This window comes from Schaalia cardiffensis (assembly GCF_016405145.1).
GTDB classification, from domain to species: Bacteria; Actinomycetota; Actinomycetes; order Actinomycetales; family Actinomycetaceae; genus Pauljensenia; species Pauljensenia cardiffensis.
Genome location: NZ_JAEKIA010000004.1, coordinates 124,158 through 150,998, shown reverse-complemented (window position 1 = coordinate 150,998; position 26,841 = coordinate 124,158). Strand labels below are relative to the sequence as shown.

General features: G+C 63.8%; 26 protein-coding genes. 5 read left to right on the top strand and 21 right to left on the bottom strand.

Annotated features, from left to right (window positions below; translation table 11 throughout):
• Positions 1-9: 9 nt before the first annotated feature.
• The 13 genes from nuoK to JFX23_RS03640 all read right to left on the bottom strand — a co-directional run bounded on the left by nuoK (position 10) and on the right by JFX23_RS03640 (position 13,063).
• Positions 10-309, bottom strand: a complete 300-nt coding sequence (gene nuoK, locus JFX23_RS03700; RefSeq protein WP_198775782.1) for an NADH-quinone oxidoreductase subunit NuoK — start codon at positions 307-309, stop codon at positions 10-12.
• Positions 306-1,277: an NADH-quinone oxidoreductase subunit J gene (locus JFX23_RS03695; protein WP_198775781.1), complete on the bottom strand. Its 972-nt coding sequence runs from the start codon at positions 1,275-1,277 to the stop codon at positions 306-308. The genes nuoK and JFX23_RS03695 overlap by 4 nt, the downstream gene beginning before the upstream one ends.
• A complete protein-coding gene (gene nuoI / locus JFX23_RS03690) occupies positions 1,274-1,933 on the bottom strand; it encodes an NADH-quinone oxidoreductase subunit NuoI (RefSeq protein ID WP_198775780.1) in 660 nt (219 codons plus the stop codon). Before nuoI ends, JFX23_RS03695 begins: the two co-directional genes overlap by 4 nt.
• On the bottom strand, positions 1,926-3,236 hold the full coding sequence (gene nuoH / locus JFX23_RS03685) for an NADH-quinone oxidoreductase subunit NuoH (RefSeq protein ID WP_198775779.1): 1,311 nt from the start codon (positions 3,234-3,236) through the stop codon (positions 1,926-1,928). Before nuoH ends, nuoI begins: the two co-directional genes overlap by 8 nt.
• On the bottom strand, positions 3,233-5,797 hold the full coding sequence (locus tag JFX23_RS03680; protein WP_198775778.1) for an NADH-quinone oxidoreductase subunit G: 2,565 nt from the start codon (positions 5,795-5,797) through the stop codon (positions 3,233-3,235). The genes nuoH and JFX23_RS03680 overlap by 4 nt, the downstream gene beginning before the upstream one ends.
• Complete coding sequence (gene nuoF / locus JFX23_RS03675) at positions 5,794-7,095, bottom strand: NADH-quinone oxidoreductase subunit NuoF (RefSeq protein WP_198775777.1); 1,302 nt, start codon at positions 7,093-7,095, stop codon at positions 5,794-5,796. The genes JFX23_RS03680 and nuoF overlap by 4 nt, the downstream gene beginning before the upstream one ends.
• The gene (gene nuoE / locus JFX23_RS03670) at positions 7,092-7,784 is read right to left on the bottom strand and encodes an NADH-quinone oxidoreductase subunit NuoE (RefSeq protein ID WP_198775776.1); all 693 of its coding nucleotides are present in this window, start codon (positions 7,782-7,784) and stop codon (positions 7,092-7,094) included. The genes nuoF and nuoE overlap by 4 nt, the downstream gene beginning before the upstream one ends.
• A complete protein-coding gene (locus JFX23_RS03665) occupies positions 7,781-9,130 on the bottom strand; it encodes an NADH-quinone oxidoreductase subunit D (protein WP_198775775.1) in 1,350 nt (449 codons plus the stop codon). The genes nuoE and JFX23_RS03665 overlap by 4 nt, the downstream gene beginning before the upstream one ends.
• Positions 9,130-9,840, bottom strand: a complete 711-nt coding sequence (locus tag JFX23_RS03660) for an NADH-quinone oxidoreductase subunit C (RefSeq protein WP_198775774.1) — start codon at positions 9,838-9,840, stop codon at positions 9,130-9,132. The genes JFX23_RS03665 and JFX23_RS03660 overlap by 1 nt, the downstream gene beginning before the upstream one ends.
• Positions 9,837-10,391: an NADH-quinone oxidoreductase subunit B gene (locus JFX23_RS03655; protein ID WP_005963427.1), complete on the bottom strand. Its 555-nt coding sequence runs from the start codon at positions 10,389-10,391 to the stop codon at positions 9,837-9,839. The genes JFX23_RS03660 and JFX23_RS03655 overlap by 4 nt, the downstream gene beginning before the upstream one ends.
• 20 nt (positions 10,392-10,411) lie before the next feature.
• Positions 10,412-10,771, bottom strand: coding sequence for an NADH-quinone oxidoreductase subunit A (locus JFX23_RS03650; protein WP_005963425.1), 360 nt, complete (start codon positions 10,769-10,771; stop codon positions 10,412-10,414).
• A 40-nt stretch (positions 10,772-10,811) separates the two neighbouring features.
• Positions 10,812-12,068: a geranylgeranyl reductase family protein gene (locus tag JFX23_RS03645; protein ID WP_198775811.1), complete on the bottom strand. Its 1,257-nt coding sequence runs from the start codon at positions 12,066-12,068 to the stop codon at positions 10,812-10,814.
• A gap of 275 nt (positions 12,069-12,343) precedes the next feature.
• On the bottom strand, positions 12,344-13,063 hold the full coding sequence (locus JFX23_RS03640; protein ID WP_198775773.1) for a class I SAM-dependent methyltransferase: 720 nt from the start codon (positions 13,061-13,063) through the stop codon (positions 12,344-12,346).
• 91 nt (positions 13,064-13,154) lie between these two features.
• On the opposite strand from JFX23_RS03640, the gene JFX23_RS03635 reads away from it, so the two are divergent.
• Positions 13,155-14,552: an isochorismate synthase gene (locus JFX23_RS03635; protein ID WP_233050544.1), complete on the top strand. Its 1,398-nt coding sequence runs from the start codon at positions 13,155-13,157 to the stop codon at positions 14,550-14,552.
• A 328-nt stretch (positions 14,553-14,880) separates the two neighbouring features.
• On the opposite strand, the gene JFX23_RS03630 is transcribed toward JFX23_RS03635, so the two are convergent.
• The 5 genes from JFX23_RS03630 to JFX23_RS03610 form a co-directional block, all read right to left on the bottom strand.
• Positions 14,881-16,695 carry a trypsin-like peptidase domain-containing protein gene (locus JFX23_RS03630; protein ID WP_233050543.1) on the bottom strand — a complete coding sequence of 605 codons (1,815 nt, stop codon included), beginning with the start codon at positions 16,693-16,695 and terminating at the stop codon, positions 14,881-14,883.
• Between the two features lie 150 nt (positions 16,696-16,845).
• Entirely contained in the window at positions 16,846-18,552 is a 1,707-nt protein-coding gene (gene menD / locus JFX23_RS03625; protein ID WP_198775771.1) for a 2-succinyl-5-enolpyruvyl-6-hydroxy-3-cyclohexene-1-carboxylate synthase, read from the bottom strand.
• Positions 18,549-19,622, bottom strand: a complete 1,074-nt coding sequence (locus JFX23_RS03620; RefSeq protein ID WP_198775770.1) for an o-succinylbenzoate synthase — start codon at positions 19,620-19,622, stop codon at positions 18,549-18,551. The genes menD and JFX23_RS03620 overlap by 4 nt, the downstream gene beginning before the upstream one ends.
• Before the next feature lie 259 nt (positions 19,623-19,881).
• On the bottom strand, positions 19,882-20,616 hold the full coding sequence (locus JFX23_RS03615; RefSeq protein ID WP_198775769.1) for a hypothetical protein: 735 nt from the start codon (positions 20,614-20,616) through the stop codon (positions 19,882-19,884).
• The gene (locus tag JFX23_RS03610; protein ID WP_198775768.1) at positions 20,588-21,127 is read right to left on the bottom strand and encodes a hypothetical protein; all 540 of its coding nucleotides are present in this window, start codon (positions 21,125-21,127) and stop codon (positions 20,588-20,590) included. Before JFX23_RS03610 ends, JFX23_RS03615 begins: the two co-directional genes overlap by 29 nt.
• Before the next feature lie 59 nt (positions 21,128-21,186).
• Between JFX23_RS03610 and JFX23_RS03605 the strand changes: the two genes are divergently transcribed.
• The 4 genes from JFX23_RS03605 (at position 21,187) to JFX23_RS03590 (ending at position 25,443) form a co-directional block, all read left to right on the top strand.
• Entirely contained in the window at positions 21,187-22,167 is a 981-nt protein-coding gene (locus JFX23_RS03605; RefSeq protein WP_198775767.1) for a 1,4-dihydroxy-2-naphthoyl-CoA synthase, read from the top strand.
• A 396-nt stretch (positions 22,168-22,563) separates the two neighbouring features.
• Positions 22,564-23,889: an AMP-binding protein gene (locus JFX23_RS03600; protein ID WP_198775766.1), complete on the top strand. Its 1,326-nt coding sequence runs from the start codon at positions 22,564-22,566 to the stop codon at positions 23,887-23,889.
• Positions 23,890-23,911: 22 nt separating this feature from the next.
• Positions 23,912-24,805, top strand: a complete 894-nt coding sequence (locus JFX23_RS03595; RefSeq protein WP_198775765.1) for a 1,4-dihydroxy-2-naphthoate polyprenyltransferase — start codon at positions 23,912-23,914, stop codon at positions 24,803-24,805.
• Positions 24,806-24,996: 191 nt separating this feature from the next.
• Positions 24,997-25,443: a hypothetical protein gene (locus JFX23_RS03590; RefSeq protein ID WP_198775764.1), complete on the top strand. Its 447-nt coding sequence runs from the start codon at positions 24,997-24,999 to the stop codon at positions 25,441-25,443.
• A gap of 103 nt (positions 25,444-25,546) precedes the next feature.
• Here the strand turns inward: JFX23_RS03590 and JFX23_RS03585 are convergent, their stop codons facing one another.
• From JFX23_RS03585 to JFX23_RS03575, 3 genes are all read right to left on the bottom strand, one after another.
• On the bottom strand, positions 25,547-26,215 hold the full coding sequence (locus tag JFX23_RS03585) for a histidine phosphatase family protein (RefSeq protein ID WP_198775763.1): 669 nt from the start codon (positions 26,213-26,215) through the stop codon (positions 25,547-25,549).
• A 193-nt stretch (positions 26,216-26,408) separates the two neighbouring features.
• The gene (locus JFX23_RS03580; RefSeq protein WP_003792170.1) at positions 26,409-26,507 is read right to left on the bottom strand and encodes a 30S ribosomal protein bS22; all 99 of its coding nucleotides are present in this window, start codon (positions 26,505-26,507) and stop codon (positions 26,409-26,411) included.
• A gap of 95 nt (positions 26,508-26,602) precedes the next feature.
• Entirely contained in the window at positions 26,603-26,821 is a 219-nt protein-coding gene (locus JFX23_RS03575) for a helix-turn-helix domain-containing protein (protein ID WP_005963405.1), read from the bottom strand.
• Positions 26,822-26,841: the final 20 nt, after the last annotated feature.

Below are 26,841 nucleotides of genomic sequence, written 5' to 3'. Positions count from 1 at the left end.
TCTCCTCCCTCAGTTCTTCAGCAGGTTGACATCGTCGACGCTCGTCGTGGAGCGCGACTTGAAGATGGACACGATGATCGCGAGGCCGACGACGACTTCAGCTGCGGCGACGATCATGACGAAGAAGGCCATGATTTCGCCGTTCACATCGCCGAAGATCCGAGCGAAGGTCACGAAGACGAGGTTCGCGGAGTTGAGCATGAGCTCGACTCCCATGAGGGAGATGATCGCGGAACGACGCACGAGGACGGTGACCGCGCCGATCGCGAAGAGCACCCCCGCGAGAATGAGGTACCAGGAAAGACTCACTTCTCCTCCTCCTGGGTTGAAGCGGGGGCCGCATTCTCCTCAGTGGAGGGGGCGAGCGGCTGGTCAAGGCCGCTCGGAGCGGCAGGTCCGGGCATGCCCCAGGAGCCGGAGAGGGGGATCGCTGCCGAAGCCTCGGGGGCGAAAGGCGAATCGATGACCTCTGCCCTGCGGGCGAGCATGAGCGACTGCGCGACCTCAGGGTCGACTTGCTCGATGCGGCGGCCCAAACCGCGCACGCGGATCACGCGCGGCACGGACTCCTCAACCGGGGCGAGGGTCTCACCCGAGATCGCGGGAACATCCGCCGCGTTCGAATGCGCGTACACGCCCGGAGCGGGCAGCTGGCCGATGTGGCGTTTCGTCTCGGCGAAGGCGCGCATCTTCGCTTTCGCAGTCTCACGCTGGGAGATCTTCGGGCTCAGGGCGTCGGAGTGTGTCAGCAGCATCGCGCCAATGGCGGCGGTGATGAGCAGTGCTCCGGCGACCTCCATGGTGAGCCAGTGCTCGGCGAAGAGCGTTGTCGCCAAAGCGGTGATCGGCTCATCCGAATACGGGTTTTTCGGTTCAAGACCCACGGCCTCGCCCGCGAGGGTGGTGTGGGCGATGGCGGAGACGATGATTACTGCGAGGCCGAGTCCTGCGAGGATCGCGGAAACGATCAGGGATTTTGATTGGGTCGCGTAATCGTCGGTCGCGCCGATGCCGATCATCATGATGACGAAGAGGAAAAGCATCATGATCGCGCCCGTGTAGACGACGACTTGGACGATGCCAAGGAAGGGTGCCTGCTCGGTGATGTAGAGGACCGCTAGGCCGAGCATGACGCCGACCATGCTGATCGCCGCGTAGGCGGCCTTCTTGAAGAAGAGGACGCCAAGAGCGCAGGCGACCATGATGATCGCGGTGATAGAGAAGAGCACCGCCTCACCCGTTGAGCCCATGGTGGGCCATGTACCGAGAAGATTCATCGACGTGCCTCCTTCGCTGCGGCCTCGGCGGAAGCGATAGTCGGGTCGTCGGGGCGGTGCTCCTTGACCCAGTCGATCTGCGTCTGCGTTGGGCCGGTGACTTCACCGCGGTAGTAGTCGCCGTCGCACAGTCCCTCAACCATCGGGTGCGGCGCGGCGAGCATCCCCTCTTTGAGGGGCACGAGCAGATCCTGTTTCTCGTAGATGTCCGCCGCGCGATCATAAACGGCGAGCTCGAACTCGTTACTCATGGTGAGTGCGCGGGTCGGACATGCCTCCATGCACAGTCCGCAGAAAATGCAGCGCAGGTAGTTGATCTGATACACCCTGCCGAAACGCTCCCCCGGGGAGTACTGGGCTTCGGGCGTGTTCGCCCCGGCTTCGACGAAGATCGCATCAGCCGGGCACGCCCAAGCGCAGAGTTCACAGCCAATGCATTTTTCAAGGCCATCCGCGTAGCGGTTGAGCTGGTGGCGGCCGTGGAAGCGCGGTTGGACGCGGGCCTGTTCACGCGGATACTGCTCGGTGACGGTTTTACGGAAGAAAGAAGAGATCGTGACGCCGTAGCCGGCGATCGGGGCGAAGAACTCCGCGATGGGGCCCTTCGGGTCGTGCTCGAAGCGCATCTCCTCGCCCTTATCGGTGTTCTTACTCATCGGAGCCCTCCTTCGAAGGGGTGACGACGATCGGATTGCGGCCCTGGCGCGAGGAGGCGATGGGCGTCTGACCGGGCAGAGGCGGGATGGGGAAACCGTCGGCGAAGCCGGTGTACTCCTCATCGGATGGCTTGGGCCGCTGCTCGGGCTCGCCCTTGTCGGTGATCCACATGATGAGCATGATGAGCCCGAACACTGCGACGATCACTGCGCCCAGGACCGGCAGAGAAACCTCCACCCAGGCGGTGATGCCGCGGACGATCGCAACGGCGACGAGCCAGACGAGGGCGATCGGCATGAGCCACTTCCAGCCGAGAGTCATGAACTGGTCGTAGCGGAAACGCAGGAGGGTCGCACGGGTCCAGATGAGTAGGAACATGAAGAACCACATCTTGAGGAAGAACCACAGCATTCCCCACCAGCCCTCGTTGAAGAAGGGGAAGAAGGAGAAGGGCAGGGGCGCATGCCAGCCGCCGAGGAACATGGTGGTCGCAACCGCGGAGACGTTGAGCATGTTCACGTATTCGGACAGGTAGTACCAGCCGAACTTCATCGAGGAGTACTCGGTCATGTGACCGGCGACGAGTTCGCCCTCGGCCTCGGGAAGGTCGAAGGGGAGGCGGTTGACCTCGCCAGTGGCGGAAATGCAGTAGACAAGGAAAGCGGGAATCAATGCGAAGGCCCACCAGACATTGCCCTGGGAGGCGACGATCTGCGACGTCGACATCGTCCCCGACATGAGGAACACAGAAACGAGGGCCATGCCCATGGCGAGTTCATAGGAGATCACCTGAGCGGAGGAACGGACCGCGCCGTAGAGGGGAAGTGTCGAGCGAGTCGACCAGCCGCCGAGGACCACGCCGTACAAGCCCAAGGAAGTGATCGCCAGGATGTAGAGCGTCGCGACGGGCATGTCGGCGAGCTGCAGGGGGCTCGAATGGCCGAAAAGATTGACATTCGGGCCCATCGGGATCACGCCGAAGACGCTGAAAGCGGAGAACGCCGCAATCGCGGGGGCGAGAAAGTAGAGGAACTTGTCGGAGCGACGCGTCCACATGTCTTCCTTGAACAAGAGCTTGCCTGCATCCGCGAAGGCCTGGAACAGGCCGAGGGGGCCTGCAACATTCGGGCCGGGACGGGTCTGCATACGACCCAGGCCGCGTCGCTCGACCCACAGGGCGAGCAAAACGTTGACAATCAGGTAGACGATGATGAACACCGCTTTGAGCAGCGTCAACCACCAAGTCTCCTCAGAGAAGTCGGATGCGGTGTAGTTGGGAACCGCGTTGAGCAGAAGATTCACCGGGCCACCTCCCCAGTGGCGCTGAGAGTCACGAGGGCACCGGCGGTGCCGAGTGACTGATGGACGAGGGAACCCTGCGAGCATTCCGGAACCCACACGACCGAGTCGGGCAGATCCGCTGCGAAAGCGGGCAGTTCAATGGAGCCGCGCTCATTTGTGAGCGTGAGTGCGCAGCCGGGGGCAACGCCTGCGGCAGCGAGAGTGTTCTCGGAGGCGAGGGCAATCGGGCGGCGGGCTGAGCCTGCGAGCCAGGGGGCGCCATCTTGGAGGCGGCCCGCGTCAAGCATTAGCTTGTGGGTCGCGAGGATCGCCTGGCCCGCATTGACCGGGGTCGGGGCCGGGGCGCTAAGAGGCGTGAACTTTTCACGGACCCCCGAAGAGACCATGAGGGTGTTCGCCTCTTCATACAGGTCCGTCAAAGTCGTGATGCCAAGATCCACGCCGAACTCGTCGGCGAGCCTGGTGAAGACCTCGCGATCCGTGAGGGAACGGGCGGAAATCGCCTGGCCGAAGGGGCGCAAACGCCCCTCCCAGTTGATGAAGGTCCCGTTCTTCTCCGTCGGGGAAGCGACGGGGAGGACCACGTCCGCGAGTTCAGTGACATCGGAGGTGCGCACTTCGAGTGACACGAGGAAGGGAACGGCTTCGAAGGCGCGCAGAGCACCGGCCGGGTCTTCGAAGTCTCGCACGTCAACGCCACCGACCACGAGGGCGGAAACACTGGAGTTGATGGCGCCTTCAAGCTGGGCGGACGCATCCAGGCCGCGGGCTTGAGGCAGTGTCCAGCCCATCTGCTCGCGAGAAGCCGCATCATCGAGGGGACGTCCGAAGGGCAGCAGGCCCGGAAGGAGGCCCGCTTCAATCGCGCCGCGGTCTCCGGCTCGGCGCGGAACCCATTGGAGGCGCGCGCCCGTGCGCTCGGCCAGTTCGAGGGCGGCGGAGAGCAGGCCGGGGGCGCGAGCCGCACGCTCGCCCACGAGGATGACTCCACCCTTCAAAGCCTCCACTAAGTCGGCGTTCTGCCCGCCCTCGGCGATAGAGGCAAGAACCTCAGCTTCAGTGCCCGGAGCTGCGCGCAGCAGTCTCGCCGACAGTTTCGCCGACCCCTTGGAGGTGAAAGGCGCGACGCTCGTGACTTTCAGGTCGCCCTTGAGGACTGCCTTGCGCAGGCGCAAGAAAATCGCGCCACATTCATCTTCGGGCTCGAAAGCGACGAGGAGGACCTGCCCGGCCTTCTCCAGATCCGCATAGCTCACACCCAGACCCGAGCCGGCGACCTTTGAGGCGAGGAAGGAACGCTCCTCTTCGGAAAGGACACGCGAACGGAAGTCGATGGAATCGGAGCCGACGACGGTGCGCGCGAACTTCGACCACGCCCAAGCGTCCTCGAAGGTGAGGCGCCCACCGGGAAGGAACCCGACCTGGCCCTTGGCCTCCTCAAGGCCCTTGCGGACCACGTCGAGGGCATCGGACCAGGAGGTCGGGACGAGGGTGCCATCAACGCGAACGAGCGGCGTCTTCAGGCGTGATTCCTTCTCCCATTCGAAAGCGAAGCGGTCCTTATCGGTGATCCACTCCTCGTTGACCTCGGGCTCGTTCCCGGCCATGCGGCGCACGACCTCGCCGCGGCGAATGTCGACGCGGATCGCAGAACCGGAGGCGTCATGCTCGGTGACCGAAGCGGTGGACACGAGGTCGAAGGGGCGTGCACGGAAACGGTAGGAGGCTGCAGTCAGAGCACCGACCGGGCAGATCTGCACGATATTGCCCGAGAAGTAGGACGCGAAAGCACGCCCGGACTGGTCGCGATCGGCCTCCGTGAGTTCGCCGCAGTTGAGGGCACCGAGGAGGCCGGCTTGACCGTAGGGGCCGGAAAACTCAGGGGCGCTGTGCTCTTTGCCTTTGGGATCGTGAAAATCAAGGGTGGAGGTGTCAAAGCCGCCGATCTGCTCGGCCATGAAGTAGTGCTCGTCCGTGGGGGCAGAGCCCCCGCCTCGGCCCTGAAGGTCGAGGAAGACGTCACCGGAGATCTCCTTACCGAAGCGCACGCAGCGCTGGCACAGGATGCAGCGCTCACGGTCGAGGAGGATCTGACTGGTCAGGCGAAGGGGTTTGCGGTAGCTGCGCTTCGCATCCGTGAAACGGGATGTGGCGCGCCCATCCGTCATCGCCTGATTCTGCAGGGGGCATTCCCCGCCTTTGTCGCAGATCGGACAGTCGAGGGGGTGGTTGATGAGGAGGAACTCCATGACCCCGTGCTGCGCCTTCTTGGCGACCTCGGAGGTGAACTGGGTCTTCACCACCATTCCCGGGGTGACGGCCTGTGCGCAGGAGGGCTGGGGCTTGGGCATGAAACGCAGCTCACCCGTGTTGCGGTCCGGCATCCCGACCTCGACGAGGCACTGGCGGCAGGCCGCGACGGGCTTGAGGAGCGGGTGGTCGCAAAAACGCGGGATGCGGATCCCGGCCTGTTCGGCGGCCCTGATAACGAGAGTGCCCTGGGGGACGCTCACTTCGACGTCGTCGATGGTGACGGTGACCATGGTGGGAGCGTCGCTCATCGGACACCTCCTCGCGCGTAGACGGCGGATGCCTCATAGGGGAAGAGCTCACGGGCCGCAGTGTTCAGCCCGGCTTCGAATTCTTCACGGAACTTCTTGATACCCGAGGTGATCGGCGTTGCTGCGGCGTCTCCGAGCGGGCAGAAGGAGCGTCCCGCGATGTTGTGGGCGATCTCGTCGAGCAGATCCACATCGCCGGGAAGGCCCTGGCCCTTTTCAAGGCGGTACATGATCTGCTTGATCCAATAGGTGCCCTCACGGCAGGGAGTGCACTTGCCGCAGGACTCGTGCTGGTAGAACTCGGCCCAGCGGGTGACGACGCGGACAACGGAGACTGTCTCGTCGAAGACTTGGAGGGCGCGGGTGCCGAGCATGGAACCCGCGGCGCCCACCGACTCGTAGTCGAGAGGAATGTCCAGCTCCGCTTCGGTGAAGATCGGAGTCGAGGAGCCTCCCGGAGTCCAGAACTTGAGGGTGTGGCCCTCGCGGATGCCGCCCGCCATGTCGATGAGTTCACGCATTGTGATGCCGAAGGGGGCTTCGAATTGACCGGGGTTCTTCACGTGTCCGGACAGGGAGAAGATGCCGTGGCCCTTCGACTTCTCCGTGCCCATTGAGGAGTACCACTCGGGGGAGTTGCGGAAGATCCCGACGACCTGCGCGATCGACTCGACATTGTTCACGACCGTCGGGCGGGCGTACAGGCCTGCGACCGCGGGGAAGGGGGGTTTGATGCGCGGGTGGCCGCGTCGGCCCTCGAGGGAGTCGAGGAGTGCGGATTCTTCGCCGCAAATGTAGGCGCCAGCGCCCGCGTGCGCGGTGATCTCCAGGTCCCCGAGGATTCCCGCCTCTTTCGCCTCCTTGATGGCGTTGAGGAGCCTGCGGTACACGTGGACGACTTCGCCGCGCAGGTAGATGAAGGCGTGACGGCAGTTGATCGCCCTTGAGGTGATCGCAACGCCCTCGATGAGCACATGCGGGTTCGCCATGATCGTGGGGATGTCTTTGCAGGTTCCCGGCTCGGACTCGTCGGCGTTGACGACGAGGTAGCGGGCACGACCATCATCGGGCGGGAGGAAGGACCATTTGAGGCCCGTCGGGAAGCCCGCGCCGCCGCGGCCGCGAAGACCGGAGGCTTTGACCGCGTTGACGATCTCAGCGGCCTCCATGGTGTTCGCACGTTTGAGGCCTTCGTAGCCTCCGCGCGTCAGGTAGGAGTCGAGCGTCCACGAGCGCTCCTCGTCCCATCCCTTCGTCAGGATCGGAGTGAGAGGGCCGGGTGTTGCGAATGTCGTCATTCTTGTTCGCCTCCCTTGGTGTCGTCGAGGGCGTGGGGTTCTCTCCATCCCTTTTCGGCGGCGATGCGGAGGCCGAGGAGGGAGGGCTCACCCGCGGAGGGGCCTTCGTTTTCGTGTCCGTCGAGGAATCCGGCGAGGGTGCGCTCGTTTTCCTTGAAGGTCGGGACCTGCTGAGCGCCGCGCGTGGGGTGGGCGGGGCGCCCGGCTTCGAGATCATCGACGAGGGCGATAGCGGATTCGGGGGTCTGGTTGTCGAAGAACTCCCAATTCACCATGACGACCGGCGCGTAATCGCAGGCCGCGTTGCATTCAATGCGTTCCAGGGTGATGCGCCCCGATTCGTTCGTCTCATCGGAGCCGACGCCAACGTGTGCGGAGACGGCCTCCCAGATCGCGTCTCCACCCATGACGGCGCACAGCGAGTTGGTACACACTCCGACGAGGTAGTCGCCGGTGGGGTGGCGCTTGTACTGGGTGTAGAAGGTGGCGACGGCGCTGACTTCGGCGCGCGTGATCCCCAGGATGTCGGCGATGAGGGCAATGCCATCGGGGCTGACGTAGCCGTCCTGAGACTGGACGAGGTGGAGCATCGGGAGCAGCGCCGAACGGGAGTGCCCGCTCGGGTAGCGGCCGATGATCTCGGCAGAATCGGCTCGCAGTCGAGCCTCGACTTCCTCGGTGTAACTCATCGGTCGACGCCTCCCAAGACCGGGTCGATTGCGGCCAAGGAAACGACGACGTCGGCCAGCTGGCCGCCCTCGGTCATCATGGCCAGTGCTTGAAGATTCGCGAAGGAAGGATCGCGGAAGTGTGCGCGGAAGGGGCGGGTCCCGCCATCGGAGACGAGGTGGACACCGAGGATGCCCTTCGCGTGCTCGACCGTCTGGTAGACCTGTCCGGCCGGAACGGTGAATCCTTCGGTGACGAGCTTGAAGTGGTGGATCAGGGATTCCATGGAGGAGCCCATGACCTCGCGGATGTGCTCAAGGGAGTTGCCCTGGCCGTCGCTTGCGACGGAGAGCTGCGCGGGCCAGGCGATCATCGGGTCTGCGACCATCACCGGGGCGCCCTCGCACTTTTCGAGGCGCTCGAGGGCCTGGTAGATGATGCGCAGCGACTGGTAGCACTCGTCGAAGCGGACCATGGTGCGGTTGTAGACATCGGACTGGTCGGCGACGGGAACATCGAAGTCGAAAGTCTCGTAGCCGCAGTAGGGCTGGGACTTGCGAAGGTCCATGGGAAGACCTGCGGCACGAACACCCGGGCCCGTGGTGCCCAGGGCCATGAGGGCGCTCAGCGGCATGACCGCCACATCGCACAGGCGCTTTTTGAAGATCGGGTTGGCGCGAGTGAGGTCTTCGAGTTCACCGATGTCGTGTCGGCACTTGGGAAGGAGCTCGCGGATGTAGTCGATCGTGCCTTCGCCGATGTCTTGGACGACGCCGCCGGGGCGGATGTAGGCGTGGTTCATGCGAAGGCCCGTGATGCGTTCGAAGATCCTGAGGATCTCCTCGCGGCCGCGGAAGGCGATCGTCATGATCGTTGTCGCGCCCATCTCATTGCCGGTCGAGCCGATGGCGACGAGGTGGGAGGCGATGCGTGAGAGTTCCATCATCATGACGCGGATGAGGCTGGCCCTCTCCGGGATGTCATCGGTGATGCCGAGGAGTTTTTCGACGGCGAGGCAGTAGGCGGCCTCCTGGAAGAGGGGGGCGACGTAGTCCATGCGGGTGCACAGGGTCGTGCCCTGGGTGAAGGTCCGGTATTCCATCGTCTTCTCAATGCCGGTGTGCAGGTAGCCGGTGTCGACGCGGGTTTCGCGGACGGTTTCTCCGTCGAGTTCGAGGATGAGGCGCAGGACGCCGTGAGTAGAGGGGTGGACTGGACCCATGTTGACGACGATGCGCTCCGAGGAGATCTTCTCGATCTCGTTGAGGATGTCCGCCCAGTCTCCTCCCTGGGTCATGACCTCGGGGATCTCATCGGTGTTGAGGGCGGCACCTGAGGCGGCCGCGTGGAAGTTCGGGGTGCTCATCACTTGTACGACCTCCGCGTATCGGCGGGCGCAATGGTGGCGCCCTTGTATTCGACGGGGATGCCGCCGAGCGGGTAGTCCTTGCGCTGGGGGTGTCCGACCCAGTCATCGGGCAGGGCGGTGCGCGTCAGCGAGGGGTGTCCATCGAAGACAATGCCGATGAGGTCCCAGGTTTCGCGTTCTTGCCAGTCGTTTCCGGGGTAGATGGACACGATGGAGGGGATGTGCGGGTCGGCGTCGGGGCAGGTGACTTCGAGGCGGATCATGCGGTTGTGGGTGATCGACCAGAAGGGGTAGATCGCGTGCAATTCGCGTCCCTCGTCTGAGGGGTAGTGGACGCCGTTGGTGCCCAGGCACATTTCGAAACGCAGGTCGTTGTCGTCCCGAAGGTATTTCGCGACCCGCACGATGTGCTCGCGTGCGATGAAGATCGTGAGTTCGCCGCGGTCGACGACGACTTTTTCGATGACCTCCTTGATGTCGAGGCCGTCGGCGCTCAGGAGTTCTTCGAGGACGTCGACGACGGTGTCGAACCAGGAGCCGTAGGGACGGGGGGATTCGCCGGGCAGGAAGCTTTCGGTGACGAGGCCGGAGAATCCGCTCGTGTCGGGGAACATGCCGTGGCGACGGGTGATGAGCTCGGGCGGAGCGAAGGCCCTGAGGGAGGCGACCCCAGTGGCGTCGCTGGGCGTGACGAGTTCGTCGCTCATGCGAGGAGTCCCTTCATCTGGTGGGTCGGGGTGGCGGCGAGCGCTGCCTGCTCGGCCTTGCGCGCGATTTCGCGGCGGTTGACGCCCAGGGGTTCTTTGCCGATCTGTTCGCGCAGCACGAGAACCGCGTGGATGAGGGCTTCGGGGCGCGGCGGACAGCCGGGGAGGTAGACGTCGACGGGCACGATGTGGTCGCATCCTTGGACGACGGCGTAGTTGTTGAACATGCCGCCTGAGGAGGCGCAGGCGCCCATGGAGATGACCCACTTGGGTTCGGGCATGGAGTCGTAGACGCGGCGAATCACGGGCGCCATCTTGTGGGAGACGCGCCCCGAGACGATCATCATGTCGGAGTGGCGCGGCGAGGCGCGGAAGACTTCCAGGCCGAAGCGTGACATGTCGAATCGGGGGGTACCTGCGGCCATCATTTCGATGGCGCAGCAGGCCAAGCCCATGGTGACGGGCCACTGGCTGTATTTGCGTGCAAGGCCGAGGACCTTCTCGATACTCGTCAGCGCAACGCCGGCGGGCAGGCTTTCTTCAAGACCCATTGGTTGTTCCTTCCTGTCCCTCAGTAATCGAGTCCGCCGCGACGCCATTCGTAGGCGTAGGGAACGGTGATGAGCGCGATGAAGGTCAGCATGGCGATCAGCCCGAAGAGGCCGAGCTGGTTGAAGCTCACGGCCCAGGGGTACATGAAGACGACTTCAATGTCGAAGATGATGAAGGTCATCGCGACAAGGTAGTAGCGGACCGGGAATCGGCCCTCGTGCAGGTGTGCGGAGGTCGGTTCGATTCCGCATTCGTAGTTATCGGCCTTCGTCTGTGATTTCTTCGTCGGTCCAAGGATGGCGGAGGCGACCAGGCCGCCGAAGGCCAGGACGAGTGCCGCCGCAGCCATGATGAGCAGCGGGAAATAGGGATTCGTCATCTTTCCTCCATGGATCGATCGAGGTTGGGGCCCTTGTGGTTCATAGGGAGGGCACCAGACGTGTGAGCATTGTGATGAGGCGATCGTCGAAGTCGCCGCCCTTGCGTTCGTAGCCGTCGGACAAGAGCTTGTTGACGAAGGTCATGAGACGCGGGATCGGCAGGCCCTTGTTCGTGCACAGCTGCATGATCTGCGGTTTTTCAATGAGGGCGACGAAGATCCGTCCGAGTTGGTAGTAGCCACCGTATTCTTCGCGCAGCAGCTCAGGGTATTCGCTCATTGCCCGGTCGAAGCCCGCCCGGCTGTGGCGCGACAGGGCTTGGGCGGCGCAGTGGGCGGCGAAACGACCGGCTTTGAGGGCCGGGGCGATTCCCTCGCCGTTGAAGGGCGAGACCATGCCGCCTGCGTCGCCGACGAGGACGAGGCCGGAAATGTAGTGGGGTGAGCGGTTGAAGCTCATCGGCAGGGCTGCGGAACGCAATGGGCCGATCTGGTTTTCAGCGGTGAAGCCCCAGTGTTCGGGCAGGTTCGCGGTCCACTGTTCGAAGATCTTCTTGTAGGGCAGCTGGGTCGCGTTCGCCGTGGAGGATACGGAGCCGAGGCCGACGTTGACGATTCCCCCGCCCATGGGGAAGATCCAGCCGTATCCGGGAAGGAGTTCGGATTTTCCGGGTTCACCGTTCCACAGTTCGAGGTGGGTTTCCATGAACTCTTCTTCGCCGCGTGGGCTGTGGAAGTAGGCGCGTGCAGCGACCCCCATGGGGCGATTGTGTTTCTTCTCCAGGCCCAGCAAGGTCGCCAGGCGTGCAGCGACTCCTCCGCAATCGGCGACGAGTTTGGCGTGGACGCTGAATTCGCGCGCCTTATCGCCTCGGCCGATGCGGGCATTCACGCCGAGGACGCGCCCGGTGGCGTCTTGGATCGCGCTGGTGACGGTTGCGCCTTCGATGAGGCGGGCCCCGGCCTGGCGGGCTCGGGTGATGAGTTCGTGGTCGAGTTGTGTGCGGGCGCGAGTCATCCCGTAGCCGGGGAGGGATTTCTGGTCGGGCCAGCCCAGGGTCATGGTGTGTCCGCCGCCGATGACGGTCAGGCCGCGGTTGCGGGTCCACTCGGAGGTGTCCATTCCCATGAGGATGAGTTCGTGGACGGCTGCGGGGGTGAGTCCGTCTCCGCAGATCTTGTCACGGGGGAATTGGGCTTTTTCGAGGACGAGGACGTCGATGCCCAGGGAGGCGAGGTGGTAGGCGGTGGAGGCTCCAGCGGGGCCTGCGCCGACGACGACCACGTCGGCCGTCATTGTGCCAGGTAGGTCATCGACCACTGGTAGTCCTCCCAAGTGTTGCACAGCCCTTTGCTGCGCAGATGTGCAAAGCGGAGCGGTGTGCACTGCACCGCATTCCGTCTCGCTAGCCTAGCCCCTTCCGTGAGGGTGTTGTTCCGCGGCTTGTAATTGCGCTATTCGCATGGTTTTTCTGCGCTTGCGAGGCGAAACGCAGAGAGCATTTTAGAAAAGGAAGGCGCACCTAATTGCTGCGTCTTCCTCTCCCCTTTCCTCGCCGAGGCGCGCAGGCCTCAGGGCAGGGGCTTGACCGCCCGATGCAGGGCCGCGATACCGCCCGTCAGGTTGCGGTATTCGACCGAGGCCCAGCCGTTTCGGGCGATCATCTCGCCGATTGTGCGCTGGTCGGGCCAATCGCGGATCGACTCGACGAGATAGTCGTAGGCGGCCTCGTCGGAAGAGAATGCCTTCGCAAAATATTTGAGGACACTCGACTGGTAGCACTCGTAAAGGGAGCGGAAAAGCGGATTCGGCGGAGTGGAGAATTCGCAGACGACGAGACGCCCTTTGGGACGCACGACGCGAGCCATTTCCCTCAAAGTCAGCTCCGGGTCGGGAATATTGCGCAAACCCCAGGAAATCGTCACAACATCGAAGGAGGCTTCCTCGAAAGGCAGTTCCATCGCATTGCCCTGGATGAACTCAATATCGGGGTGGCGTTTACGTCCGACCTCGATCATCCCTTCAGACAGGTCGCAGGCAGTCACCTCCGCCCCCGCTTTCGCGAGCACCGCGCAAGAGGCTCCGGTTCCTGCGGCCACGTCGAGGACCTTCTCGCCTGGCAGGGGCGCAACTGCGTTGCGGAAGGCCTTCATCCACACGCGGTCCATCCCGCCGGTCATGATGAGGTCCATGAGGTCGTAGCGTTCGGCCACGTGGTCGAACATGGAGGCGATCTCACTGGGCGCCTTGGTCAGATCTGCACGCAGGACATGGGAATCGGCTGGCATCATGGGTCAATCATCCCACGCCTGGCCCTTGGCCTCAGGGTGGCGAAGAAGCTGAGGAGGGTGGGCGGGTGTTCACGCGCGTAGGATGGTCGCCATGCCGAACGCCTCCACGACCGAGTCCCTCCATGCCAGAGCCGTCTCGCTCGCGGGCACGCAATGGGCTCATACTCCTCTGCTTCGTTTCCTCCCCGAGGACCCCCGCGAGGATGCTGTAGCCCTGGCGTGGTTGGGTTTCAGGTGTCAGATGGTCGGCTGGGGGCGCGCAGCCGCATGGAAGGGCTCGGGTGTTCATGCGATTGGCGAGGCCGGGGCCTGGTGGGATCGTCTTCGCGCGGCCTCGAGCGTGAGTGTGGATGTTCATGGCCCACACTCGAAAGACCGAGATTCGGGCGAGCGGGCTTCACGCGCCCCACTCTCGGGCGACTCGCTTTCGGGCGACTCGCTTTCGGGCGACTCTCCTTCGGCTGAAGCGGCTTCACACCTCGAGCGGGCTCTTCCTTCCTTTCCCATCGCCTTCGGTTCCTTTGGTTTTTCAGCTCGAACAGAGTCAACGCTCATCGTCCCGAGTTTCCTCCTGATCGACACTCCTGAGGGGCGCTGGGCGGTTTCCATCTCCTCGTCCTCGCCGGTGCTCGATCCCCTCGAAGTCCTCGATTCCACGACTCCCTCATCCCCCAGGCCCCCGCGTGGGCTGCGCACCGATGTGGGGCGCATGACTCAAAGGGAGTGGAGGGCTTCTGTTGAGGCGCTCGCGGCGAGGCTGAGGGCCGGTGACGCTTCGAAAGCGGTCATGACCCGCGACATGCTGGTGCGCGCAGATTCTGCGATCACTGCCCACTACCTGCTCGAACGCCTCGACTCTCTCTACCCGCAGACCTGGAGGTTCTGCGTGGATTCACTCATCGGCGCATCCCCGGAGATGCTGGGTTCCGCAGCCGATGGCGTCTTGCATTCTCGGGTCCTTGCGGGCACCTCTCCCGCTGGGCGGGGTGCCGAGCTTTTGGAGTCGGAGAAGAATCTGCGCGAGCATACGCTCGCAGTCGAGTCCGTGGCCTCAGCGCTGCGCCCGATCGTCGACGACCTGCAAGTGCCTGAGACCCCTTTCATCTTGGATCTTCCTAATGTTGCGCATCTGGCGAGCGATGTTCAAGCCCGTTTAGGTGAGCTCTCCCTTCTGGAGGCCGTGGCGGCCCTGCACCCGACGGCTGCAGTGTGCGGAACCCCGAGGGATCTTGCTCTTGAACTCCTCGAAGAGCACGAGCGCACCGAAAGGGGCCGCTATTCCGGCCCCGTCGGCTGGGTTGATGCGAACGGCGAAGGCGAGTTCTGTATTGCGCTGCGCTGCGGAGCGCTCGAGGAGGAGGGAAGGGCACTGAGGATCTTCGCCGGGGGCGGCATCATGCCCGACTCCGATCCGGAAGAAGAACTGGCGGAGACTCGAAGGAAGATGGCTCCCCTGCTCGACGCTTTGGGCGTGGACGCCACGGCATAGGAACACCAGCCGAAAGTACGCACAGCCCGGGTGTCTCGGGCCCGACAAGCTCCGTCCACACGAGTGCTTGAGAGTGATTCTGAATATAGGCCGGGCACCTTCGCCGCCGAGTTCAGCGCGGCGAACGCGAGTGCTTGAGTGTGCTTCTGAACAAGCAGGGCCCCGCTCCCAAGAAGGACCGTACCCTCGGAGCCCGAGAAGAGCCGATGCCCCTTGCTGCAAGACAATGCCGTCTGCCCAAGACAATGCCCGCCGTGAATACGCGCAGTGTCCCCTCAATGCGCGGTGCCCGCCCTCGATTCTGAGGACGGGCACCGCCTTCACGCACTCACTGCTGCTTCGCTTTCAAGGTCGTCGTCACGTCGTACTTCACACCCTCACGCACGTAGGTGATCTCAACGGAGTCACCGCTCTTGTAGCGGCGGATATAACCGGTGAGCTGCTTCGAAGAGGAAACGGACTCGCCATTCACCGCAAGGATCACATCCCCCTTGCGCAGACCCGCCGCTTCAGCCGCGCCGCCTCGAGAGACCTCCGCAACCTCGGCTCCGGCAACAGTCGAACCATCGACTTGGGTCTGCCCCGTCGTCACGGAGACGCCGAGTACCGCATGCTCAACAGTGCCCGTCTGGATGATCTGCTCAGCGACCGAGGTGACGAGGTCGACGGGGATCGCGAATCCGAGGCCGATCGACCCGGCCTTGTCTGAGGAGCTCGAGTTCGATGCGATCGAGGAGTTGATGCCGATGACTCGGCCACATGAATCGAAGAGCGGACCCCCGGAGTTACCGGGGTTGATGGAGGCGTCAACCTGAATGGCGTTCGTGATCACCGACTCTGAGGAGGCCGCTTGAGGGTTGGGCACTCCGGGGAGCTGATTGAAGGGGTCATTCGGATTGAGGGGATCATTGGGATCAAGCTGTTCGGACTCTGATTTCTCGGTGGACACCTCGACCGGTCGGTTCAAAGCGGAGATGATGCCCGTGGTCACCGTGTTCGACAGGCCGAGGGGCGCGCCGACTGCCATGACCTCGTCACCGACTGAAAGGTCCTTGGAGGAGCCGAAGGTTGCGACGGTCAGATCCGAAGGAGGGTTCTTCAGGCGCACAACCGCAAGATCAGTCGTCTGATCGTGTCCGAGGATTTCTCCCTCGTACATGCGCCCATCGGCGAGGGTCACGGTGATCCTTCCTTGACCGTCGAGGGCTGCGGAGATCACGTGGTAGTTCGTCACGATATCGCCCTGCGCGTCGTAGATGACGCCGGAGCCGACTCCGGAGCTGGAGTTCGAGGAGACACTGATCGTCACAGTCGCCGGGGAAACGGCGCGCGCAACAGCCGCCCAGTCGGGGCTGTCACCGGTGGTTGAGACTGGCTGAACCGTCGAGGGCCCCTCGGATTGGGTGTTTGTCGAGGTGTGGGGCGTGGCGTGGGGCTTGCCATTGAACAGCGCCCAGGATCCGCCCAGGGTCAAAGCGGAGGTCAGGAGCATCGCGAGGAAGAGGGCCAACCAGGAGGGGCCTTTCTTCGTTTCTTTGCTGCCGCCTGTGCCCCTGGGTGAGGAGGGAGAAGTCTCTTCGCTCGTCTGCGGACCACCACTCCTCTGCGAACCAGCACTCATCTGCGAATCAATGGGCGTTCCTGCCCCTTGAGGGCTCATCGGCCAGGGCTGTGCGCTCGCAAAATCTGCGGCCGAGGTCGAGGCGGGAGTGGAAGGAGTGGGGCTCAGGGGCTTTGTCTGAGCGCTCGGCCCGGGGAAGGGGGCTTGCCCCGTCCGGGCAGAGTGTCCTGCCTGCCCAGGCATCCCATGTCGCGACCCCGATGAGGCCTGAGCAGCACGGGGTGCACCCAAGGAGGGGGCCTGAGCGCCGCTGGGGGCGCCCTGCGAAGGGGCCTGAGCACCCCTGGGGGCGCCCGCCCTCGGCATGGGCACAGTGGAGGCCGCTCCCTCCTGCGTGTGAGCATTCCCGCGCACCCAGGGGGAGGGAGTTGAGAAAACCGAGGTCTGCTGCGCGTCACGCCCTGCACCCTCGCGCTCCGGGGTTAGAGGCAGGTGCATCGTCTCCGCATCCTCGTTCTTCTGCGGATTCGAAGAAGAGCCCTTGTGAGCATTTAAGGGATCAGATTGCGGGGTCGTTGTCATAAGTCCTTCTTTCACTGCCTATCGGCTGATGGGAGACAGTATGGGTGCCTTCCTTGCCTCAACACTGATACTCGCCTGCATGTTTCCTGTACGCCACTGTCTCACTCCTCAGCTATCGGCCTCACCTCGGCCCGCATCGGGCGCGAGCCTTCACCCCTGTCGACACACCGCTTTCACAGCCGCGAGCGCACTCGGCCTGGAGCAGGGGACTCGTAGGATCCGGATCCCCTTCCCGTCCTCGCCAATGAGTTCACTCAGCTCGGCTCTCGTGTGTGCTTCTCGGTAGTCGGCACCATAGGCGGCGGCGAGCTCTCGGATGGAGGTGGGCTGGGCGGTTGCGAACCAGCGTTCAAAAGTCGGCGCGTTCTCCTTAAGGCCGTGCTCGAGTCCGGCGAAGATCCCCCCGCCCGAATCGTCGGCGACGATGATGAGCAGGTCGGGTGTCTTTTCCTCTGCGGGGATTGCGAGCGCCCCGGCGTCGTGACAGAACGCCAAGTCACCCAGGAGGATCGTCACCGCCTCCCCTCGTCCGAGGGCGAGACCGATCCCGGTGGCGAGGGTCCCGTCAATGCCCGCGAGCCCACGGTTGGCGACCACGAGGCGTTTGGCGCCCGCCCGGCCCACGAGGTCAACGGCGCGCACGGAGTTGGAGGCGCCGAGCAGCAGGGTTCGTGTGTCCTTAGCCATCACGGTGTGGGCAATGCCGAGGACCGAGAGGGGTTCGTCCTCGATGAGGCGGTTGATCTTCTCCCCCGCTTCGAGGGCGGCCTCGCGCCATTGTTCACGCCATGCGCCTTGGTCGCAGGTGACCGGTTCGCACGGTGCGCTTAGCCCCGGCGCGACAAGGGCCGCATTGCCTGAGACATCGGTCCATTCTGGACTGGGGTCGATGACTACGACCCGCAGGTCTGTGCGGGCGAGGAGCGCGGACACGGGGCGCGAAAGGGTGGGCCGTCCCGTGACGATCACCTGTTCGATGCTTCGGGCGAGGGGCCCGGACAGGAGGGATTGCTGGTAGGGGATGGCGTTCTCATCCCAGGCGAGGCCGCTCGAGGGCTCGGCGAGGATCGGAAGTACGGCCCGGGATGCCCAGATGGAAGCATCCGGGTCGGCTCCATCTCCGGCGAGGATGAGGGTGCGCATCCCCTCCCTGACCGCTTCCTTCCATTCGACCCGGGGTGTGGGGGCGCGAAGAACTTTCGTGGATTCTCTCTCGAGGAGGAAGGGCGCTGGAGTGATGGAACCACCCTCGGGGGTGAGGGGCTCGCGGAAGGCGACATTGAGTTGGACCGGGCCGGGGGTTCCTGTGGGGATGCCCTCGGCGTGGGCGAGCAGACGGCGGACCCTGGCGTTCAGGCTCTGATCGGGGGCTGTTTCTGCGGGCAGGTCGAGGACTTCCAGGGCATGGGAGGAGAAGATTCCGGGCTGACTGGTGGTCTGTGAGGCTCCGACTCCTCGCATTTCGGCGGGACGATCGGCGCTGATGACGAGCAGTGGGAGCCTCGAATGCTTCGCCTCGGCGACTCCGGCGTGAAGCTCGGCGACGGCCCCTCCTGAGGTCGTGATGATTGCGACGGGTGCGGGGCGCAGGCGGGGCCTTACGGTGGAAAGCTCGGGTTCTGGTTCCACCCCGTCCTCTTCACTGCGTCCGGCTTTTGACAATCCGAGGGCGAGGAAGGCTGCGGAACGCTCATCGAGTCGCACATGCGCGCGCAGATGACCGGCTCGGCAGGCGGCGTCAAGCGCATAGGCGAAGGGGGCTGAGCGCGAGCCGGGACAGTACACGACGTCTTTCACTCCCGCGCAGATGAGGGCTGCGAGGATCGCGCGGGCGAGCTTTTCAGCGGGGTGGCTCATCGTTTCTCCTCGCTTCGTTTCTCCTCGAGGTGGGCGCACATGGCGTCGAGTCGGTGCAGCCATTGTTCGCTAAGTTCGGGGGCGACTCCGGGCCCTTCGAGCAGGCTCAGATCGGGTTCGAGTTCACGCAGGGGCAGGTGTCCCTCCTCGACGTGAAGGGGCTCGGCGACGGTGTCTGCTGTGAAGAATCCTCCGGTCGCCAAACCGCAGGCGGGGGGCTCGCCGGGCAGGCAGGCGGCGGCGTACACTCCGGCTGCCAGGCCAATTGAGGATTCGAGGGCGGAGGAGATGACGAGCGTCAGTCCGCTCTCCTCTCCGATTCTTAAGGCTCGGCGGATGCCGCCGAGGGGAGCGATTTTCATGATCGCGACATCGGCGGCACCGGCGCGGACGACGGCCAGGGGGTCTGGGGCGCGCCGGATCGATTCATCGGCGGCAATGGGGGTTTTCACGGCGGATCGGACCCGAGCGAGTTCTGGCACGCTCCAGCAGGGCTGCTCGACATATTCGAGTCCCCCGGCATCGCGGGCCGCTTCCTCGAGGGCGTTGATCGCGCTGATCGCCGTGTCCACGTCCCAGGCGCCGTTCGCGTCGACGCGCACCCGAGCCGCTTCACCGACTGTTTCCTTGAGGGCGAGGGCGACGGCCCGGACTCGCTCAATGTCCTCATGAAGGGGTGTGCCCGGGTCTGCGACTTTCACTTTTGCCGTCGCACAGCCCCCGGAGTGGAGGATCTTCTTGTACGCCTCTTCGGGGGCGATCACGGGGATCGTCGCGTTGACGGGAACGCGCTCTCGTAGGGGCGTGGGGCGTTCTTCATTCGCATGGGCGAGCGCTGCGGCCAGCCAGTTCGCAGATTCTTTGGGATCGTAGTCCCAGAAGGGGGATGCTTCGGCCCAGCCGAAGGGGCCGTGCAGGAGAAGGCCGTCTCGCCTGTTCACTTGTCGGAATCGGACATTCATCTTCAGGGAGTGGACGAGGAGGTCATCAACGGCGCCGAGGACGCGGCGAACGGGTGCGGACAGCTCTTCGAGGGGGATGCGAGTGAGGGCCGCGCCGTGATTCTTCATGCGTCCATTGTGCCCGAGGCAGCGACACGCGACTCGTGAGAACTGTGAAACCGGCTCTGGGGCGCTTCGGACGGTTCCCGAGTGGGTGTGTAGTCATCGAGGCGGTGGCTGGTTCTCCTTGCTCGTGAAAACGCTCGGCCTGTGCCGATGCTCCAGCGTCCGCTTTGGGCGCCTCTTTTGTGAGGTCTGCATCTGGGCGGGGTCCGGTGTCTGCCTCGACTTCAGCGGGCACGAACGGACAAGGCCCCCTGCCTGTGTTTCAGAGTGCCGCCACGGCCATGGCGCCCGAACGTCCGAGGACGACATGCCCGGTGCACAGGCTCCCACTCACCCGATCAGTTCCGAACACCCCGGAGATCTCGCGCGCACGATCCGCATGGTTGATGAGCAGCAGCATCCCGCCCCTTTGGGCCGCTTCAATCCCATCGGGCAGATCGGCCCTGCTCGGCTGTACTCTCGCGTAGGCGCCGACCAGGCTGAGCAGGCCGCGTCTCGTCGCTGAATCCAGGACGCTTCCAATGCGCCATAGGGCTCCCGTGCCGCAGGGCTCACGGGTGATTGCCGCCCCTCCTGCGGGGTGGAGGGCGATTGTTTCTTCCTCTTCGCCCTGCTCGACGAGGAGGGATGCGCGGGCTTGCAGGCTTCTGGCAGCGGGAGGAGGGTCGAGGAGGCGGTCCATCGCTCTTTTCAGGGTGGGGGCGACACCGCTGAAAAGCGGGCCCGGCGTTCCGGTAAGCGCTTGTGTGTGGCGGCCCGCTCGGGAGATCCGATCGACGAGGAATCCCGAGTCGAGGACTCCCTCATCGCCCTCATCCTCGCAATAGTCGAGGATCACCTGCATGCCCTCCTCGACAAGGGGGAACAGCTCCTCCTCTTCGATACTCGAGTCGGCGATGAGAATCCGAGGCAGATCCCCGCTTCTTGTCCACTCTTGTCTTTCCTCATCCCCTGCTCCCCGGGGAACCTCATGTCCCCTCAGGAGTGTTTCCCTCAAGCCCTGAAGTGTTTCGTTGAACTCCTGGGCTTCGCGGATTCCGAGGGAGTAGCCCGCTTCCCAAGAGCTCGCGTGCCAGCGTTGGACCGCGAACGAGGCTGTGGGCGTGGTCGACACACAGGATCCGGGGCGTGCTCTGCACATCGCGCCTCGTTCCCTCAACGCCCCTTCCCTCAAGGCCAGCGCTCTCAGGGGCACGTGCTTCAACGCCACTTTTCTCCCTCCCAGTTCCTTCGCGCCGTGTTGTCTCGATGCCGAGTCCCCTGTCTTGCGCTGGAGCATCAGTGAAAAGATCAGAAACGTTCCCGAGCACGCGCCCGCGCACCGAAGCCCCCTGAGCCCCGTGGGCGAGGGCGAGGACGAGCAGCCCGACCTCTTCCACAGCGCTCTTCGGATCGGTGTCGAAATCAGCGATCCAGGCACGTCCTCGGGCTCGGGCGTGAGCGCAATCGAGGGCGAAAGCGGTGGCGCGCGGCGAGGCTGCAAGAATCGGCACGAGGAGGGAGGTCATGGACGAAGAGTAGCGGGCGCGGGCAAGAAGAGCTCAGGCGGATCGCCTACCCTGAACCCATGAGTGCACTCCCCTTCGTTTCCGACACCTTCGACCCGGATCGCTGGCGTGAAGTCGTCGGCTTCGACCTTCACGACCTCACCTATCACCGGGGGATTTCTCGCGGCCGCGAGATCGACGGGCGCCCCCATGGGGAGGATCTGCCCGTTGTGCGCATCGCCTTCGACCGCCCCGACATCCGCAATGCTTTCCGGCCTGGAACCGTCGATGAGCTGTACCGATGCCTCGATCATGCGCGAATGACGAGTGATGTTGCGGCGGTGATCCTCACGGGCAATGGTCCCAGCGCGAAGGACGGAGGCTATTCCTTCTGCTCGGGCGGCGACCAGCGGGTGCGCGGCAATGACGGCTACCGTTACGAGGTCGAGGGCGCCAACGCCGACGCAGACCTTCAAACCCGGCGCGAGCAGGTTGATCCAGCACGGGCCGGACGCCTGCATATTCTCGAAGTGCAGCGCCTCATCCGCACCATGCCGAAGGTCGTGATCGCCGTAGTCCCCGGGTGGGCAGCAGGCGGAGGTCATTCTTTGAATGTCGTGTGTGATTTGTCGATCGCTTCGAAAGAGCATGCGGCCTTCATGCAGACCGACGCGAATGTCGGCAGTTTCGACGCGGGCTACGGCTCGGCTCTGCTCGCCCGCCAGGTCGGGGATAAAAGGGCTCGTGAGATCTTCTTCCTTGCGGGGCGCTACGACGCCGATACGGCTGAGCGTTGGGGAGTGGTCAACGCCTCCGTCCCGCATGCGCAGTTGGAGGACACGGCCCTCGAGTGGGCCAAGACGATCGCGAGGAAATCGCCGCAGGCGATCCGCCTTTTGAAGTTCGCCTTCAATCTCGCTGATGATGGCATGGCGGGTCAGCAGGTGTTCGCAGGCGAGGCGACTCGTATGGCGTATATGACTTCGGAGGCTCAGGAGGGGCGTGATGCCTTCCTCGAGCATCGAGAACCGGATTGGAGCGCTCACCCCTACTACTTCTAAGCGAGCTACTTCTCAGCGAGCGCGACTCGCGGGGGAACCCCGACCGTCGGGCAAGCGCTGCGCGCCCTCGTCCTTACTACCACCCTCCGGGGAGGTCCCCGCCAGCTCTCCGGGGAAGTCCCCGCCCGCCCTCCGGGGAAGCGCCCTCCCTCTGCACGAACGCGGGCCCCTTCAGGCCCGCTTCTGCACGCGCAGACCAGAGCTGCTCGGGGCGCGTCCCGTCGCGCTGCGGGTGTGAAAGACACGAAAGACGCGGTTTCTCCTGTGTTCTCTCCTTGGGGAATCGGCCACAGATTCGTGCTTTTCCGCCTTCCTCAAGTTTTCGAAGCGAGAGCGGCATATTGTTGACAGACAAATCTTTTTCCAGCAGTCTCACGAGTCGTACAAGGAGTCATGATGCCCGAGCCACGCGTCCTCGTCGTCCCCGGAGGAACGAACATCGGCGCCATCGCCCTCGCGAACGCCTCTTTACATAAGCTCATTGAGTTGTACGAGGAGCGCCAGGCGGACCCGGAGCACCCGGCCCCGCACACAGTCGTGGTCCTTCGCGACCCCGCAGAGGTCGCCCCATCGACTCTTCGGGGTGCCTCCCAATCCCCCACAGAGGCCTTTCCCGCCGATCAGTATCCGCAGCTCGCCGACAAACTCGAGGACCCGGACTTCTTCGAGGGCATTGACCTGGTGATCCGCACCTCGGGCTCAACATCTGGGGATCCCCGTCTCGTCGGCTTATCCGTCGAAGCGATCGTCGCTTCCATCCAAGCGACCGATGCCGCGCTTTCTGGCCCGGGGAATTGGATTCTCGCGCTTCCCGCTCACCACATTGCAGGGGCTCTTGTCATGTTGCGTTCCGCTCTCGCCGGGACGAATCCTTTCATCGTTGATGTTGAGACGTCTTTCGATCCGCGAGCGCTCCTGCCCGCCATCGCCGGAGCGACCCAAAACCCGGATGTGCCGGGCTATTTGTCGCTGGTGCCCACCCAATTGGCCGAGTGCCTCGATGCGGATGATGAGGTTCTTCACGCCATGCGCCGCCTTTCGGCGATTCTCGTCGGAGGTTCTGCCTCCCGTCCGGGCCTGATCGAACGCGCCAGGGAACTGGGCTTGAAGGTCCGGGAGACCTACGGGATGACGGAAACCTGCGGGGGCTGCGTCTACGACGGCATCCCACTCGAGGGCGTCGAGGTCCGTATTCTCGACAAGGACGGCCAACCGCGTATCGCCATTGGTGGCCCAACAGTGATGACCCGCTACCTGGATGGCACCGCCGATCCTTTCTTCGAAGAGGGCGGGCACACCTGGCTCCTGACCGGTGATCTGGGGCTCATCACCGCGGGCGGGCAGGTCCGCGTTGATGGGCGCGCTGATGACATCATCGTCACCGGCGGCCTCAACGTCGCTCCCCAACAGGTCCTCGATGCTGCTCTGACCTGCGAAGATGTTGTCGATGTGTGGGTGACCTCAACTCCCGATGAGAAGTGGGGCGAGGCCGTCACCGCCCTCGTCGTTCCCCGCTCCATGCCCACTGATGCCAAGCAGATGGCCGCCCTTGGACGCAAGGTTCGCGATCATGTAGGTGGGATCATTGGCCGCACCGCAGCTCCGCGCAGGGTTGTCGCAGTCGACGCCCTCCCCTATCTCGAAGGGATGAAGATCGACCGGATGAAGGGGCTCGAACTCGCTTCGACGACGAGCTCGCCTGAGCGCGAATGGTGGCGTTAAAACGCCGGAAGGAGAGCTTCACGTGGCTTCGTTGAGCGAGTGGATCGAGGGCGCCCGGCCGCGGACCCTTCCCGCTGCGGCCGCCCCCGTCCTCGTCGGTACGGCAGCCGCCATTCACCTGGGTGCATTCGCCCCCCTGAGAGCGGGCCTCGCTTTCCTCGTCGCGCTCGCACTGCAGATCGGAGTGAACTACTCGAACGACTACTCCGATGGGATTCGAGGGACCGACGAGAATCGACAGGGGCCTGCCAGACTGACGGGCGGGCGTTTGACGGAGCCGAAGAATGTCCTCATTGCGGCTCTGTCCTGCTTCGGGGTCGCAGGAGTCGCAGGTCTGATCCTTCTCGCCCTATCGGGCGCGTGGCTCCTCGTCGTCCCGGGCATCGCCGCAGTGGTCGCCGCCTGGTTCTACACGGGTGGCCGCACCCCCTACGGGTATATGGGAATCGGTTTGTCCGAGCTCTTCGTCTTCGTGTTCTTCGGCCTCATGGCCTGCGTGGGGACGACGTGGACGCAGCTCCCGCAGGCTCCGGGGTGGCTGTGGGCTCTGGCGAGCGCACTGGGGCTACTTTCGGTGGCCCTTCTCATGGCGAACAACATTCGAGATATTCCCTCTGATAGGGAGTCGGGTAAGAAAACCCTGGCGGTTCGTCTGGGCGATATGCCTTCTCGCGGCGTCTACGTGGCCTGCTTCGCCTTCGCGATCGGCATTCTCGGTGTTGTCGTCTCCTTCCTGGGTTTTCCCGTCTTTGTCGTCCTGCTCGCCCTCGTCGTCACAAGTGTGGGGGCAGCGCATGCCGTCTGGGTGCTCGCGAGTGGAAGGCGTGGAAGTTCCTTGATCCCCGCGATTAAAAGAACGGGCCTGTTCACCCTCGCATGGGCCGTGGAGATCAGCGTCTTCTTGGTCCTCGCCTGATCGTCATTGCAGGAAAGCTCCTCTTGGTTCTTCGGAGGTTTCTCTTCTGCCTCCTTGAGGGGGTTGTCTTCTGTACTCTTGAAGAGTTTCTCACGCGCCCCTCTTCGGCGTGTCCTCGAGGCCTTCCTCTCAGCTTCTGAAGCTTTGTCCTCCGCATCGCACACTTCCCGGCTCGACGATAGGATCAATGGATGCTGAGGATTGCCGCCATCGTCTTGTGGATCGCGATCACCGTGTACGCGTTAGCCGATTGTGTGAAGACTCTCGAGGATCAGATCCCCGCTCGGATCCCGAAGGCTATGTGGCTGATCCTCATCATCATTACGATTCCCTCCTTCTCGCTCGGCTCGATCGCGTGGATCATCGTGAAAGCCGTGGCCCGCGCCGAGGCCGGACAGGCTCCGCTCCCGGGCCTTGCATTCCCGAACTCCCAGCGCCCTCACAGCCCTCAAGGCCCCGCCGCCAGGCCGTCTGCGCCTGATGATGATCCGGAGTTCCTTTTCCGTTTGGAACGCGATATCCAGCGCGAGCGCAAGAAAGCGGAAGAAGAGCGGCGCCGCCGCCTCAAAGACGACTCCGCTTCGGATCAAGGTGATTCCTCCGCTGATTCGCCAGAAGGGGAGTCTCACCCCGAATGATCGGCTTTCCCTTTCCCACCTAGTCGTTTTCCCTCTGATCGGCTTTCCGTCTAATTGCTTTTCCCGGGGCGCTGGGCTCTTCAGCCCTGGGTCCCACAAGGCCTTAGCGTTTGAGCGCGGCTGCAGAATCGCCGGGCGTCATGTCCTGCGCGTGTTCAAGCAAATCGGCGCTCGGCTCCGCATAGGAGATCCCGATGAGCGTCGCGTCTTCGAACTCGAAGCTCGTGATCGACGCCAAAGAGCACTGACGCGACCAGGGTGCGTGAGCCAGAGGCTGTTTGCGAGCGAAGCGCGTGAGGATCGTAATGGGACTTTGATGCGAGACGATAAGCGCCTCATGCCCCTTCGCGACTTTGAGAGCCCCGGAGACGGCCGCTCGCATACGTTGAGCGATATCGATGTAGGGCTCGCCCCAACTGGGCTCCAAGGGCCTGAGGTAGTTCTTCCAGGCGGAGGGACGCAGGAGGAGGGAACGATCGGCGTTCACCGGCAGGCCCTCGAAATTATTGCCTGCCTCAATCAGACGCGGATCGGAGTTAATCGGCAAATCGTAGGCGGAGGCAGTCGGGGCGGCGGTGAGCTGTGCGCGCAGCAGAGGGGAGGAGATCACAGCGGTGATGTCCGCTCCCTGGTCGCGAAGAAAGTCCGCGCCTCTTTGCGCCATCTCATGGCCGAGGGGCGTGAGCCCATAGCCGGGCAGGCGCCCGTACAGGATGCCCTTGGGGTTATCCACCTCGCCGTGGCGCATGACGTGAATCTTCGTCGAAGTCATGGGTCGATTCTCTCACGCCCGCTCCGCTCAAGGGTGAAAGGGCCCCTTTGAGCTCTCCACTCGACTGTCCTGCACACACGAGGGCACTCCGCTCGGCGACGGGCTGATGGGGCACAGGAGCGCGGTACCTGCGCACACGAGGGCGAAGGCGCATAAAAGCTGGGCCCGACCTCATGAGGTCGGGCCCTGAAGCTCACTTCTTGTTACGACGCTGGTGACGCGTCTTGCGGAGCAGCTTACGGTGCTTCTTCTTCGCCATGCGCTTACGGCGCTTCTTGATGACGGAGCCCATGGGGTTCCTCCCTCGTGTTCGGTTTGCGCGGCAGAGGTCACTACCGCTCGAGTGATCGCGGTCGTCTGGACCGCAGCGGGGATATCCTACCCGCTTCAGCCGCTGATTCCCGCAGCCCGATCATCACTGTGATCGGCAAGACCGGAGTTGATGAGTTGACCGACCGCCGCTTCGGGGACGCGGAAGCTCTTCCCGACCCTGATCGCGGGCATCTCGCCGGAGTGAATGAGGCGGTAGACGGTCATCTTGGACACGCGCATAAGATCCGCCACTTCGGAAACCGTCATGAAACGGGGGGCGGGCTGGTGCACCATGAAGACTCCTGAAAACCTCG